The following is a 16,065-nucleotide window of genomic DNA, read 5'->3' as shown; positions in this document are numbered from 1 at the left end:
CCTATAGTTTTAATGCCATAAAAGGAACATTGAGCAGCCGCCAGAATGTGGCATTGGGAACATCAGAAACTTTTACGTATGATGCTCTTGACCGACTAACCAACTGGACCAACCCGTTGACAGGTATTGTCGATTCGAATACCTATGACGACAGGGGAAGGATTACCAATAACAACAAACTGGGTGCAGTAACCTACAACGGTAATTTCAATACCGGTATTTACCAGAAGAAGGAAATAGAACTGACAACAGAGGGTGAGGCCTATTACAACAATCTGCCAAAACAATTGGTGAGCTACAATATGTTTAAAAGTCCAATATCGATAAACGAAAGCGATAAGGGCAGTACGACATTTACGTATAACTCCCATCTGTCAAGACAGGCCATGAAGTTTGGCTATCAGATCCCAACTCCCGGAGCAGAAGGCGTGTATACCAAAACCAAAAATTATACAGACGACGGGACGGTAGAGATTATAAGAACCCCGACAGAAGTTACAATAAGAACTTACGTAGGAGGAGATGCCTACGGAGCGCCTCTGTATACAGAAAAAACAAAAACGGTTGCTACAGGTGCCATTACAGACAAAAAATATTATCTTCACAGGGATTATCTGGGAAGCATTATCGCTATTTCAGACAACACAGGTACAGCAGTAGAAAGACGCCAGTTTGATGCGTGGGGGAATCTGGCCAAATTGCAGAAAAATGGTGTGGCAATCACTCTGCCTACAAACGGTACAGGGGCAGCCCTGATGATGCTGGATCGTGGTTATACCAGCCACGAACATCTGGCCGAAGTAGGGCTGATACACATGAACGGTCGTTTGTACGATCCTGTTTTACGTTCTTTTTTAATGCCGGATAATTTTATACAGGAGCCTGAGAATACACAAAATTACAACAGGTATTCGTATGTATTGAACAATCCTTTGATGTATACGGATCCTAGTGGGGAAGCGTATGAGATTTTGGCAGCTATAGGAATTGGCGCTGCAATAGCATTTACAACTTACACTATTACAGCGTTACTGGCGGATGTGCCTTTTAGTATTGGTGGTTTGGCTAAAGCTACATTTATCGGAGCGGCAACTTCGGCAGTGACATTTGGGATTGGCACGGCAGCCAGTACGATTACGAATTTCTATCTCAGGGCTGCAGTTAGTGCTGTGGCTTATGGAACTTTTCAGGGTGGCATGACAGCTATTTCAGGAGGTAAGTTTTGGAGTGGTTTTGCTTCGGGGGCTTTGAGTAGTATTGCGGCGAGTGCCTGGAGAGGAGGAGGACCAAATAGTAATTATCATGGAGCAGGAAACTTCGCAAGTTCAGGAGCTGGTATGATTGCTTTTGGAACAGTTTCAGGTGGTGCCGGAGCGGCTTTGACTGGAGGTAATTTCTGGCAGGGAGCAGTTACTGGTCTTGTAGTTAGTGGACTGAATTTTGCGACGATGAAAATGACTGTTACAGCAGACACCGAATCTAGTTCTGCTGTTAGTCAAGATTCTGAAATAGGAAATAAAATCAATTGGTTTGACAAAAATGATGACGATCATTATGCCTTATGGGACTACGCTAATGATGATGCCGATTTACCCGCAAATACAGTTAAACTTTATTCGCATGGTTGGACAAATGGATCAATAAATGGAATTACAAATACTAAAGTGTTTAGTTCAATATTATCAAAATTAAGTCCATTGTGGAAAGATTATATTGATAGTGGAATGACGAAAAGTATAACTTTAGAGTTAAAAGCATGTTTTAGTTGTGGATTCGCTAATAGGTTAGTTGCTGATGGGTTTAAAAATCTAACAATAATTTGTAAACCAATCGATCGTTATTATAAAGTAGAGTATCGTTTATTTAAACAATTTAATTGGGAGCCCGTTCAAACTTGGACGAAATATAGTAATGGTTATAACTATGGAGATTTTAAGAGATGAGAGCAATAAGTTTAATATTAGTAGTAGGTATGATTTTTCATGGTTGCTCAAACCACGATGGTTTAAGCGAAAAACAGCTTAAAGAATACCAAAATAAAGTAATTGAAGGCAATAATAGAAATGCCTATGTTTTATTAGGAGAATATTATTATAATCAAGGTAATTATAATGAGTTTCTTTCATATTCATTAATTATGTCTTATAAACATAATAATAAAGAAATGATTCATAATGTTTATATGGATTTACTATCAATTTTTACTAATAAAAGATTTTGTACAACAAAAGATTTTAAATTATTATCAGATGATCAAAAAAAATTAGCTTTATTTTTTTTGAATGATGGAGCAGAACAAAATCAAATTGGATGTATAGATGAGTTAGAAAAATTGTATCGAAATGGTTGGGGCGTAGAAAAAAATATAATTAAAGCTGATAGTTTAAAGAAGCATTTAGATAGACAAATGTTTAAAAAATAATTCAACGATAGCTCAGAAATTCTTTCCGTACCCGCAAAGTCTCCTGACTTTTGCGCAATTTTAAAAGTTCTTGAAAGCCATAAAATAGTATAAAAGTCTCCCGATTTTTTCCATGAATGTCTTATAATTGTATGTGTTTCAAGGGGTATCGTTGAGTATGCAACTGCCAAAAAACGTTGTTGTGGCATATAGGAACGGGTACGAAGTCGGGAGAATTCGCACAGCAGGGTTTAAAGTAAAAAAAGGCATCTTCAATCTCAAAAATATGATTCAGTAAAATAATGGAAAGCGTAAAAAGTAAATAGGCCAGATATTTATTTGAATTACTAATGAACAAGGAAGACTTTAAAATAATTAAGCCTAAGACAATTCCCTGAAAAACTGCAATATTTAAAAGTGTAGTATAAATCAATTTTTTAAACAGAGCTTATTTCATACGCGTTGATAAGACGAATTTATAGTACTGCTGATAATTTTCTTAACGGATTAAGAAATGATTAACTAAAGTGATAATGATGATGTAATGCTCCGATTGTGAGCGCAAAAAAGATTGCTAAAGATTTTTATTCAGAAAACAAAAAAACTCCAGATTTCTTCCGAGTTTTTATAGGTTTTAGGAAGTATAAAAAATTACGATTATTTCATTTTTATAAGTTTAAGAGTAAATTCCATTTGCGTATCCTTCTGTTGGAAAAAATCATCTAAAGAAGGCCATACTTCGTAGTCTGGCATAATACCGTGGCCATCTGGCTGATTATCTTTTTTGGGTGCATCCTGTACCAGGTTTACAATTGAAAATTGTGTTTTTATCTTTGAATTCGGAAGTTCATAAACCAGTGGCGTATGTCCATTATGACGATAGTAACCGCCAACGGTCTCAACACCAACGATGGTAACATTCTGAACATAAGCTTTTACCAGAGAAGCAAAATGAGAAGCTGCTGATGCCACATTTTCATTAATCAAAAGGTAGAGTTTGCCTTTAAAGAAGGGCGATTTAGGATGATAAACCGGATTGTATTTTGGGTTTTGTATGCTTATATTATTTTTGAAAACCGGATAAACACCTTTCAGGTATTCTTTTCCCATTTTTCTTGAAACACTATCCAGTCGTTCTGATGTTGAAACACCCCAAAAATATTTTTCGTAAGGTAAAAAGTTGGGGTCAAAGAGTATAGTAGCCTGTACATTTTCTTTGAATGGTTGATCTGTGAGATACATTACAGGCTGTTCAAAGTTAGGGTCACTGCCTCCGGGATTATTTCTAACATCAATGATCAGATTAGAAACCTTGTTTTTGTCCAGTGTGTTAAAAACGCTGTCCAAAAATTGCACATACGGTTCAAATTTGGGATCGTCTGATCCGGATGCCATGCCAAAAGATCTCAGATTTAATATACCTGTATCAGGATTAAGCATGTGAAAACTATAAGCAGACTGTTTCCTGAAATCTGTCAGGTTAGTAACTGGGGCACTAAATCTGTTTTTAATGTTTGCTTCTCTCTCATGCAGCGTTACCGCAGGAAGCACCTTTTTTTTAGTAGATTCAGATTTTGGGGAGATGTATTCTATTACAAATACATCATGAAGACCATATTCCAACAGATAGTTTATCCCAAATGATTTGTTTACACTAGCCGATAACTTTTCTGTAATAGTGTGACCATCTGCAGTATAGTATTTATAAAAAGAGTGCATCAATTCTACATCAGTTACGCCATTTATACTTTTTATTCTCGAACCGGGCGGTATATCTGACGATTGACCATCAAAAATAATTTGTCCGTTAATATAGAGAAGAGGATAAGGGAAAAATGATTTTTGTCTGTTCAGGAAATTTATCAAATCAAGGTTAGGAATAGTATAGTTATGGACACTTCCTTCATAATCGGTCAGACGGAGTATTATTTTGTAAAAATCGATAACACTCATAGGTTTTTTAATGCTTTTAATAGTAGTGTTGTAGATGCTGTCTATCTGTTTTTTAGAGCGATATTGATACAATCCCGAATTTACTTTTTTACGTATGGCAAGGAGTATTTTAAGGTCCTCATGGATCTGTTTTTTTGAAAGCATTTTATTGTAAATCAGTAAGCTATCCTTATCAAAGCTTTGTCCCTGAATTTTACCAGACAACAAAAATAATAAGATGGTAAAAATTGATATCAGATTTTTATGATTCATAAAGACATACCGTTATTTGATTATAAAAAGATCTGTGCACAATAATTAGAGTCTGGAAAATCAATATTTATAGTTTTAATTTTGAATAGTTTAATATTCACTATTGACAATTCTTACCGATACTCTTATGATAAAAATAAGATAAAATTTATATTAAGACAAATCTTATTGATAACTAATAGTGATAATTGAGGTTTTTTATCTGCTGGGAATTTTATAACATCTGTCTGAAATTAAATACTTTACACGCTCATCTCATTTGTAACTTTATGATAAAGTTAAAATATTCATAAAATAAAAACATAAAGTTATGGCAGAAATTAAAATTGAGAAAAAGAGGCCAGTCTGGCCATGGATTGTTGCAGTGCTTTTGATCGCTGGATTGGTATATTATGTCTTTTTAAGAGACGATCAGGTGCAGAGCGAAACCACCATTGAGAACGTTTCGGGTACAGATACCATTGCAGAGTAAGCCTGAAACCAGGAAGATATAATTGATAAAATTAAAAAGAACATGGAGAATAAAGACAAAAATTTATACAGGCTGGACGAACTTACAGATTATAAGGTAGCTTCAAACTATTCTGATGTAAGAGGATGGAAAATCGTTGATGCTGACAATCGGACTATTGGCAAAATTGACAATTTATGGGTAAACAAAGACATGCAGCGTGTGGTATATCTGGACGTGAAAGTTGATAAAGAATTAATTGACGACAGCCGTCATGAGGTTCATGATACGATAGTAAATGACAATGGGAGAGAATTTATGTACAAAGAAGGAGACAGCCATCTGATTATTCCAATTGGGTCTGTAAACATCAATAAAGACACAAAGATTGTCATGGCCAACAGTATAACCTATGATACTTTCAGGAGAACAGGAAGATATAATATACAGCACAATTTTGACAGGAACTACGAAAGAAGTGTATTAAAATCATACTATGCTGATGAGGAGTCCCGATCCGGATCTAAAAGTGATGATGATGCTTTTTACAACCGCAGGGAATTTGACGGACGCTAGGGTGTACCTTAAAATAGTTAAATCTTTTAAATAGATAATTTTGTAAAGATGAAATTGTAAAGATCAGATATTTAAAGAATGTCTGGTCTTTTTTATTAGGTAAAAATTCCCTGTTCCTCAAAAAGTTTCTTTCTAAAAAGCTGATAAACATCTCTCACTTTACACAGTTTTTGTAGTTAAAAGTAAAAAGGCTTCAGAGAAATCTGAAGCTTTTATCTTTGTAGCGGGGGAACATCGAAATATATAACCAGTTCTTAGAAGATTATTGTGAATTGTTTGTTACCATAATTTATGATTCAAATCTGTTTTTTAAAATTTAGCTTTTAATTATACCAATTTTTTTTCAGTTGGAGATCCTGGTAATCCTATAAAATCGATGGTAGTCTAAATATACTTGCAATCTATAGTTTTAATGCAATTATGACTATTGTAATTGGCGTAAATGTTCCAGTTTTCCTTACCGAAACATCTTAATTTCATACAATCATGCTATATTTTCTAAGTTTTAAAGATGTTTGGGACACATATTGCTTGTCGGTATAAATCCTAAGTATAAATACCTGATTTTAAAAATATGAAATTTATAAATCATTCGTTTTCAGCAGGTTGTTTTTTTGCTCTTTGTTATAGTATCAAAAAAAGAAACCAAAAGACTAAGAACCAGAAAATTTTTACAGATATGTTCATTAGATTTGCGGAAAATAAAATGATTCAATTACCTGTAAAAGTGCTTATGAAAAAACTTTACTTATCCCTTCTTATTCTTATTTCGGCTTTAACTTATTCTCAGGACATCCTTTGGGAAAAATCATATGGCGGCAAGCACGCCGATTATCTTTTTGACGCCATACCTACTGCAGATTATGGTTTTATTCTGGCGGGAAGTTCTTTGTCAGACAAAACCGGAAATAAAACCGAAGACAATCATGGCGATTTGGATTACTGGATCTGGAAAATGGATGAAAAAGGGGATCCTGACTGGCAAAAAAGCTTTGGCGGAAGTGGATTTGATTTATTACAAAGTGTAAAAGGTACCCGTGATGGGGGATTTATACTGGCAGGTACTTCTAATTCATCTGAGGGTTTTCAAAAAAAAGAACCTTGTAAAGGACTGGCTGATTTTTGGGTAATTAAACTTGACGCAAGAGGGGAAGAACAATGGCAAAGAACAATAGGGGGAAATGGTCAGGATGAAGTATTGTGTGCTTTTCAGGTCAAAGACGGGGGGTATATTTTAGGCGGTTCGTCAGCATCTGGTCCAATAGCGAGCAATAAACTAATCGAAAATTCTACTGCTGTTGTTAAGGAAGATTTATTTAGTAAATCAGAGAAGAGCAGGGGCAATATGGATTATTGGATTGTCAAATTAAATAAAGAAGGAGTTATTGAATGGCAAAAGACATTTGGCGGACAATATGCAGATTTACTACGAAGCATACAGCAAACATCAGATAACGGTTATATTTTGGCGGGTTATTCAAATTCGCCTGTTTCAGGAGATAAAACCGATGGCTGCCGCGGAGCCGGTGATTATTGGATAATCAAGATAAACGAAATCGGAACTATAGAGTGGCAGCAAACCTATGGTGCAGACGGCGATGACCAGCCCTATATTATTTATCAGACCAAAGAGGAAGGCTATATTGTAGGGGGAAATTCTAACAGCAGGAATCCTTTAACACCTTTAGGCGGAATTGTGAGTAATGGAACAGATTACTGGGTTCTTAAATTGGATCGTGAAGGAGGAGTTATCTGGAGTAAAACCTATGATTTTGGCAAAGTGGATATTTTGACTTCTATGGTGGTAAACGAAGATCAGAGCTATCTAATTGGGGGATATGCAAAAACAGAAGCAAAACGGTCATTGCTAAATGATATGGCAAAAAAAGCAGGAGTTGGAAAAGAACAGGATGGCATTAATGATTATATCGCTTTGAAAATTGATGGGCAGGGAGAGGAAATCTGGAACAAAACAGTTGGGAGCAACGGAGAGGATATTTTAAGAAAATTGTTTGAAACCCGTGACGGAGGCTATTTAATGGCGGGAACTTCCAATTCCAATTCCTCTAAGGATAAGAACTCTGCTATTGGCAGTAATGATTTTTGGGTCGTAAAACTCAAAGATAAGACTAAAGCAGAGAAAGTAAAAGCTACAATCGAAGCTATTCCCAACCCGGCGGGACCGTTTACAAACGTGATAATAGGACATGATTTTAAAGAAGGGACAGCCACTGTTATAGATATCATGGGACGCAACTTACAGCATTTTACAATTTCAGGCAGAACGGTTCCAATTGATTTGGGCAATTATGCCCAGGGAGTCTATCTGGTAAAGATAAAAACCAATGTAAAAACAGAAACAGTGAAAGTTATTAAAGGATGGGGGAATTAAACACCAAAAACGCACATACAACACAGATGAAACAATATGCTCTTATTTTTTATATCATCATTTTATTAATCAATTCTCAAGACGCAAAATCCCAGGAAGCAGATGCGCTAAAATCTCATATTCCTAATATTACGGTTGCCTCTCCTCAGGCTGCTTCAATTTCCAAAGTAGGAGAAATTCCAATAGATATTTCGACGGGGAGAATGAACTATACGATTCCCATTTTTGAAATCAAAGAAGGCGATTTTTCAATGCCTATTAATCTGTCCTATAATTACTCAGGGCTTTTATTGGATGAAGCACCAGGATATGCCGGAGTTGGGTGGACGTTTAATATTGGAGGTTCAATACTGCATTCTATTAATGGGTTAGATGATACAAATCGTGAATACCAAAAAGAATGGGTATATAAATATGTAAATAAACTTCCGCCATATGATGATTATATTTCTCCATCAGGAAAGACAACAATAAACCATTATTTGGAATCTCTTAGCAATGGTATATTTGATGGGGAACCTGATAAATATATTGTAAATGCAGGAAACCTTAACTGTAGTTTTTATCTGGATAAAGATAATAATGCTATTTTTTTGAAAAATTCGAGTTATAAAGTAACAGGTTATTCATATAACGGTTTCACCGTAACAGATGAGAAAGGGACCAATTATATTTTTGATATATTACAAGGCTCTGGTAAATCTGTGGGAGCAGAATCATCAATTTATACCTCATCCTTTTTACTAAGAGAAATCAATTTTCCGACAACTTCCAATAAGATTACATTTGAATATAGTAACAATAATTATCTTTCTGATCTTAATGTAAGCCAGACTTTAACCTCAAACAGTACCTTGTATGTAGCCAATCAGGGGTACGAACTAATTACACACAAGACATACAGTAGTGTAGATAGTAGTATATTAACAAAGATTACAACAAATGATTACACTATTGAATTGCAATACAATAACAACCCTACAGAGTCAGGAGTTGCAGTTATAAGTAATTTATTAGTCAAAAATAAAGCTAATGTTGCGGTCAAAAGTTATGATTTTGTTTATTCGGGATGGACAGGAAAAAGAACGAACTTGTTGAAAGTTAAATTCAATGGACAGATTATAAACGAGATGGAATATGATACGAGTACTCCATACCCTGTAATGACAGCAGACAGTGATTATGTAAAAAAAGATTTATGGGGATACTATAATAAAAATGGCAGACTGGCAACTTATAGCAGTACTACTTTGCCTGATGATAACCCCTATTTGAAACCGGATTTTTCGAGTACTAAAATTGGTGCACTAACCAAAATACTCTACCAGACAAAAGGATATTCGTTAATAGAGTATGAGCCTAATATGGCATATTTGAGATCGATAGATTATAACCTACCTTATGAATCGGATGGAACGGTTACCACTAGGGGAATCGCTAATACTTCTGCTCATGATGGAATAACAGATGAGAAAACATTTACTGTAACTACCGTACCAACAGAAGTTATTATTAGATATCTTGTTGCCAATCAACCTGAAATAACCCAAAATCAGGAGCAAAGAGATACAAAAGTTCTTTTGCTAAAAGAAGGAGATGATGAAGCAAATGCTATTTTTAGTTTTAATAAGACGTGGTTAAAAGAACTTACATGGATTCCACAAACCAATAGTTTTACGGGGACAGAAAAAAAAGTAATTAATAATCCGGGAACCTATCGTATCAAAGCGATCTCAGGGATAGGATCTACAGCCTCGATTGATGTAGCGGTAAAACAACGTCCAGATCATTTCAATCAGACAGTTGGGGGTATAAGAGTGAAACAGGTTAAAAATTGTGACTTTAACGATGAATGCATTACAACAGTTTACAATTATTCTCAGGAAAATAAAAGTACCGGGGTTATGCTACAGCGACCTCAGTTTTACTCAGGATACCATATCCAGGACAACATGGGATGTTCTCCACCTAATTATATTAGACGGGATTTTTATAATTTCACAAGTATATTTCCGTTGTCTAATTTTAGGGGCAGTCCCGTACTTTACAGTGCAGTTGAAAAAATAGATTCCGGCACGTACAGCAATAATCAGCCAGTAAATAACGGAAAAACAATTTTTTATTATTACGGACAGGAAATGTCAAATTCGCTTCAGGCAGAGCATGAGTATTTTGCAATAGGACTATTAAGTGCTAAACTGGTTAAAGATCAAAATAATAATTTAAAAGCAAAACAAAAGAATGATTACCTACTTCTTTCAAGTATTCCTGATAACAATAAAATCTTATATGTTCTAAATACAAAAATTGTTAGAGAAAAGAGAATCTATGGAGGGGGTGGAGCAATGGGGGATTGTATGCTTCAATATCCAAGACCATTACTTGACTTTCAGGCTGCATGGTTTAGGTATCAGCCCAGAAATTATATGCTGCAAAAAGAAGAAAATATTAATTATTATGCAAATGATTCCATAGTTCAGTCAACGACATTTGATTATGATTTAAATCTTACTTCGCTCAAAAGCAAAAAAGTAGTCAATTCAAAAGGCGAAACGCTCGAAACCAAATATTTATATCCAACAGATTCGGAAATGTCAAGCGAGCCGTTTGTTAGTGAACTAATCAGTAAAAACAGGATAGGAACTCCTTTAGCGGTAAGAAGTTACAATACAAACAAGTTGTCTGATCAGAAAATAGTTTACGCAAAAGATGCCTCAACGGCTAATTTATTGCTTCCAAAATATGTGTACGCCAATAAAGGAGCAGATGCAATTGATAGTGCAAAAGACAAAAAAGTCACTTATGACCAATATGACGACAAAGGAAACATTTTGCAGTATACATTAGAAAACGGGATGCCTGTATCTATCATCTGGGGGTATAACAAAACACAGCCTGTAGCAAAAATAGAAAATGCAGTTTATAGCTTAATTCCGGTGGGAACAATAACAAATTTACAGTCTCTTTCAGATGCAGATCATGATAATTGTGTGTCAGCGAGCTGTAAAGAGCAATTGCTGCGAAATGCTTTAGACACTTTTCGGGCTACATTCCCCAATGCTTTTATCTCTACTTATACCTATAACCCTTTGATAGGAGTAACCAGTATAACCGACCCAAGAGGTAATGTTTCTTACTACGAATATGATGCTCTTGGAAGATTACAGTTTGTAAAGGACAAAGATCTTAATGTCCTTCAGAAATACTGCTATAATTATAAAGGGCAGCAGATTGATTGTGATATTAGTTTTGCAAGTGGAACCGTGTATAAAAGTACTGCCAGAAGCGGCTCTTTTACAAGAAACAACTGCGCATCCGGAGAAGTGGGGTCAAGTGTAACCTATAATCAGGCTCAAGGGGTTGAAACCTCGACAGTTTCACAAGCAGATGCAGATTCAAAAGGACTTACCAGGTTTAATACCGATGGTCAGGCTTATGCCAACACCAACGGAACCTGTAGTATACCAACACCTGCTGCACCTACAGGATTAACATTTACCAGTGCTACGGCTGCCTCGCTAAACTTTTCCTGGACAGCAGTTGCCGGTGCTGCCAGTTACAAAATATATAAAAACGGAACAGATACCGGGATCACCTCGGCTACCAACACGGGTTCATTATCCGGATTAACAGCTTCAACGGCTTATAGTATCCAGATACAGGCTGTCAATGCCTCTGGTAATAGTGCTTTAAGTACGGCGGTATTAATGACTACTGCATCTGCTCCGGTATCCAATACCTGTACTTTGAATTTTAGCAGAGAATCAGGGACCAGCTATATGTACAAAAATGGTTCGAGCTATTTAACGAGATCTACTTCGGGGACCTCCAGTGGAACACTTTCCTCAGGAGATACTTTTTATGTAATGGTTAGTGCGGCAAGTACTTATTATAAGAGTATCATTATTTCAAGTTCAGTCAGGGGTGCATTGTATAGTACACTTATTCGAACTGGCAGTTCTGTAACTTCTCCAACATTTACAAAAACAGGTTCAGAAGTAATAACCATAGATTGTACCACTTCTACAGAGCCTTAGAGATATATTATGCAATAGAATAACATTTGATTATCAAAGAAAATCATGGTCAATAAGCTGATCAACAAGCTTTATTAAATTTTAATACTATACATGAAAAAATATATACTATTCATTTTGTTATCATTTACAGGTATGGGTTTGCAGGCCCAAACCTTTAGCGATGATAACTTCATTTATACAGTGGCTCCAAAAAAAGGAGTCAAGACCGCAGAACTTACTACACTTACCAAAGATCAGGTGACACAAAATGTAACTTATTTTGATGGTTTGGGACGTCCGGTCCAGACCATAGCCATTGGTCAGGGCGGTAATGGTGAAAATATTGTAACTCCAATAGAATATGACCCGTTTGGACGTCAGGAAAAGGAATATTTGCCCTATGCTGTTGCAAATGGAGGTACGGGCTATTTAAAAATAGATGTCGTAACAGCCCTAAACGATGTAACGGCTTTTTATAATAAACCAGAATATGATAATGCTTCAAATCCTTTTTCTCAAAAAAAGTTTGAGGCTTCACCTCTTAACCGGGTTTTGAAACAGTCTGCCCCAGGAACTTCCTGGGCAATGGACGAAGGCCATGAAATCAAATTTGAATATAAAACCAATACAGACAGTGAGGTAAAATTATACAAAGCTGCTGCAAGCTGGAACTCAGGTTCAGGTTTATATGAAATTGCTTTTACAGACGAAGGAAATTATGCCAAAAATCAATTGTATAAGAATGTTACTTATGATGAAAACACGAGTGCAAATCCGGCAGAAACTTCCGGCTCAACCGTAGAGTTTAAAAATAAAGAAGGTCAGATAGTTTTAAAAAGAACGTATGATTTGGGGTCTAAGCATGATACCTATTATGTCTATGATATTTACGGAAATCTAACGTATGTAATTCCTCCAAAGGCAGAAGGAACAATTAGTCAGGAAGTGTTGGATGGTTTATGCTATCAGTATAAATATGATAACCGCAATCGCCTGGTCGAGAAAAAACTTCCCGGCAAACAATGGGAATTTATTGTATATGACAAACTCGACAGGCCGGTAGCCACAGGACCTGCAATATCACCTTTTAAAGAGGATACCGCGGTAGGCTGGATCATTACAAAATATGATGTTTTTGGAAGACCAATTTATACCGGATGGAATAATACAACATGCAATGCTGCAGCAAGAAATACCTTGCAGGTAGCTCAAAATTCAGCAGCCACTTTATTTGAAACCAAACAAACATCCGGCTCCATTGATGGTATAAGTGTAAATTATAGTAATGTTATAGCCCCAACGAGTTTTAAATTGTTAACGGTAAATTATTATGATAATTATGCGTACCCTAATGCTCCATCAATTCCCACAGCTATCGAAGGACAATCGGTTTTGGCTAATGCAAAAACGCTGGCAACCGGCAGCTGGACAAGGGTTAGTACAACACCGTCATCAATAGTGGGAGAAACCGGTACCACTTTTTATGATGATAAAGCCAGACCAGTCAGAACCTATACACAAAATCATTTAGGCGGTTATACTTATACTGACAGTAAGCTGGATTTTGTTGGGAAAGCCCAATATACAATTACAAAACACAAATCTGTATCAGGTATTGCCGAAATTACCGTAAGAGAAGAATTTACCTATTCGGCTCAGGATCGCCTGCTGACCCATACCCATCAGATAAACGGAGGAGCAGTGCAGCTTATGGCTGATAATAAATACGATGCATTAGGACAGCTAGAAAGTAAAAAAGTGGGCAATAGTACCGGAAACCCATTACAGAAGGTTGATTTTAGTTATAATATCAGAGGCTGGCTTACCGGAATCAATAAAATTGATAATTTACAGCAGGGAACAGATCCTGTGGACCAGTTTGCCTTTAAGATAAATTATAATACCACAGAGACAGGGATCACAGATGTCAACGGGTTGTACAATGGCAATATTTCAGAGACTTTCTGGAAAACAGCAGCAGATGCAACAGAAAGGGCTTACGGGTACCAATACGATAAACTCAACAGGCTAAAAAACGCAGTTTATGAAAAAAACAGCCTGACGACCAATGCCTACAACGAAAGCCTGACGTATGATAAAAATGGAAACATTCTGCTTCTTGTCCGAAACGGAGATACCGATCCTCAGATTCAGCCTATAGAAATTGATAATTTGGGCTATACATACACGGCCAATTCCAACAGATTAAGTAAAGTAAGCGACACCAGTAACAATACCAGTGGTTTTAATGATGTTAATAAAACAGGGGATGATTATAGCTATGATGACAATGGTAATTTGATAATCGATAAAAACAAAAACATTACCAGCATTAGTTATAACCATCTTAATCTTCCGAAAAAAATAATTTTTGGCACCGGAAACACAATTGAGTATATTTACAATGCAGCAGGGCAGAAACTGGAGAAAATTGTAAAAGAAGGAACTGTAACAACCACCACGCAATATTTAGGAGGTTATCAGTACAAGAACAGTATTTTAGAGTTCTTCCCCACAGCAGAAGGTTATGTTAAAAACGATAACAATGTACTTTCGTATGTGTTTCAGTACAAAGATCATTTAGGAAACATACGACTCAGTTACGCACAAAATCCGATAACTCACGTTCTTGAGATTATTGAAGAAAATAATTATTATCCTTTTGGTTTAAAACATAAAGGGTATAATGATTATGTAGCTACTAATAATAAGTATAAGTACAACGGAAAAGAACTGCAGGACGAGTTAGGACTGAATGTTACGGCGATGGATTGGAGGCAATACGATGCTGCAATTGGAAGATTTATGACAATTGACCCTGAAACAGATGAATTAGAACAACTTGACAAGTCTCCTTATTCATTTGCATGGAACAATCCAGTATTATATAATGACCCCGATGGTAGAAATCCAATAAAGAATTTTTTCAAAAGAATTTTAAAGGCAGTAGGTAAAACAACAATAAAAAAGGCAATTAAACCAGAGATAAAAGAATTATTGAAATCTCAAAAATCGCTTAAAAATCTAATAGTAGAACACAAGCAAAAGCTTAAAGACTTTAATAAAGACCCTATTGGCAATTCTAGTAAGGAAGCATTAAAAAAAATGACACAAGATAATCCTTCTCAAGAAGTATTATTACAAAGGGCTAAAGGACGGGCAACTGCATTAGAAAAACAAATTAAAAAACAAGAAGGGGAATTAGCTAAAGTGAATAAATTATTGTCTAGCAGTGGTAACTCTACAAAAATGGTTGCACCATTAGTTGCTCCGACATCTTCAAGTTTGACTGGCAATAAGAGGGCTGATACATATATAAAAACTGTCTCATCATTAACTAATTTTGTGGAAAATTTTGGAGTAAAGACTTTTGGTAATAATGATATGGGGAAAGTTATTGATGAATTAAATCCTCTAAACTTAGGAATAGCACCAGTGTTCGAAGAAATGGCTGAATAAATATATTAATTATGAAAAAGATTGAAATTAAAGAATTAGAAATTATTTTTTTCAAAATAATCGAAAAATTAAAAAGTGAAGGATGTGATGAGCTTACTTTTGATGATGATTTTTACAGAATCATTCCAACTGAAAAATGGGATTCATATGAGGAAGATATAATACATGAAGCTTCACTTTTTGATGATTTAGATTCAGTAAAATTACTTAAAAATGATTCAACCAGAATTTTAACTTATGTTGATTTCGATAGAGTCGCAAGTATACTAAGAGCAATTAGTCAAAAAAATAATCCAATTCTATAAATTCGAGTTACTTACGATAAAATAGAATTAATCATTTTTTTTCATTAGTACTTAATTAATTGAATTAAATCAAAAGCCATTCCAAACTGAACTGCCCCCAAAAAGTTAGACACTATTTGGGGCATTTTTATGGGAAGAAAATTTAAATACAGTTATGATTTCAAAGTTCGTTGTGTAGAAGATGTTTTAGAGAGCAACCGTTCAGTTAATTCAGTTGCACAAGAGAACAATTTTGAAAAAACTAGTCTTAGAAGATG

The 16,065-nt window shown here is 35.5% G+C and carries 10 protein-coding genes; 9 read left to right on the top strand and 1 reads right to left on the bottom strand.

All coding sequences use genetic code 11. From position 1 onward, the window contains the following. Together JE46_RS23470 and JE46_RS23465 are read left to right on the top strand one after the other, a co-directional pair. Positions 1-1,943: RHS repeat domain-containing protein (locus JE46_RS23470; protein ID WP_031457733.1), on the top strand; the 1,943-nt coding region annotated here is incomplete at its 5' end. After that, a complete protein-coding gene (locus tag JE46_RS23465; protein ID WP_031457732.1) occupies positions 1,940-2,422 on the top strand; it encodes a hypothetical protein in 483 nt (160 codons plus the stop codon). The genes JE46_RS23470 and JE46_RS23465, both read left to right, overlap by 4 nt. A 636-nt stretch (positions 2,423-3,058) precedes the next feature. Here the strand turns inward: JE46_RS23465 and JE46_RS23460 are convergent. Continuing rightward, positions 3,059-4,606: a S41 family peptidase gene (locus JE46_RS23460; RefSeq protein WP_035137071.1), complete on the bottom strand. Its 1,548-nt coding sequence runs from the start codon at positions 4,604-4,606 to the stop codon at positions 3,059-3,061. Between the two features lie 310 nt (positions 4,607-4,916). Here JE46_RS23460 and JE46_RS24365 point away from each other — a divergent pair, with 310 nt between their 5' ends. The 7 genes from JE46_RS24365 to JE46_RS24775 form a co-directional block, all read left to right on the top strand. Then, positions 4,917-5,078: a hypothetical protein gene (locus JE46_RS24365; protein WP_167343463.1), complete on the top strand. Its 162-nt coding sequence runs from the start codon at positions 4,917-4,919 to the stop codon at positions 5,076-5,078. 42 nt (positions 5,079-5,120) lie between these two features. Continuing rightward, entirely contained in the window at positions 5,121-5,633 is a 513-nt protein-coding gene (locus JE46_RS23455) for a PRC-barrel domain-containing protein (protein ID WP_031457730.1), read from the top strand. A 733-nt stretch (positions 5,634-6,366) separates the two neighbouring features. Next, positions 6,367-8,025, top strand: coding sequence for a T9SS type A sorting domain-containing protein (locus JE46_RS23450; RefSeq protein ID WP_031457729.1), 1,659 nt, complete (start codon positions 6,367-6,369; stop codon positions 8,023-8,025). Then, positions 8,013-12,062, top strand: a complete 4,050-nt coding sequence (locus JE46_RS23445) for a DUF5977 domain-containing protein (protein ID WP_031457728.1) — start codon at positions 8,013-8,015, stop codon at positions 12,060-12,062. The genes JE46_RS23450 and JE46_RS23445 overlap by 13 nt, the downstream gene beginning before the upstream one ends. A gap of 93 nt (positions 12,063-12,155) precedes the next feature. Next, positions 12,156-15,503: a DUF6443 domain-containing protein gene (locus JE46_RS23440; protein WP_083480931.1), complete on the top strand. Its 3,348-nt coding sequence runs from the start codon at positions 12,156-12,158 to the stop codon at positions 15,501-15,503. An 11-nt stretch (positions 15,504-15,514) separates the two neighbouring features. Next, complete coding sequence (locus JE46_RS23435) at positions 15,515-15,808, top strand: hypothetical protein (RefSeq protein WP_031457726.1); 294 nt, start codon at positions 15,515-15,517, stop codon at positions 15,806-15,808. A 129-nt stretch (positions 15,809-15,937) separates the two neighbouring features. Further along, on the top strand, positions 15,938-16,065 hold a 128-nt coding region (locus tag JE46_RS24775), incomplete at its 3' end, for a transposase (RefSeq protein ID WP_157505985.1).

This window comes from Flavobacterium chungangense LMG 26729, assembly GCF_000735715.2.
Taxonomy (GTDB): Bacteria; Bacteroidota; Bacteroidia; order Flavobacteriales; family Flavobacteriaceae; genus Flavobacterium; species Flavobacterium chungangense.
Note: the sequence above shows the minus strand (reverse complement) of the source record. Positions and strands in the feature narration are given on the sequence as shown.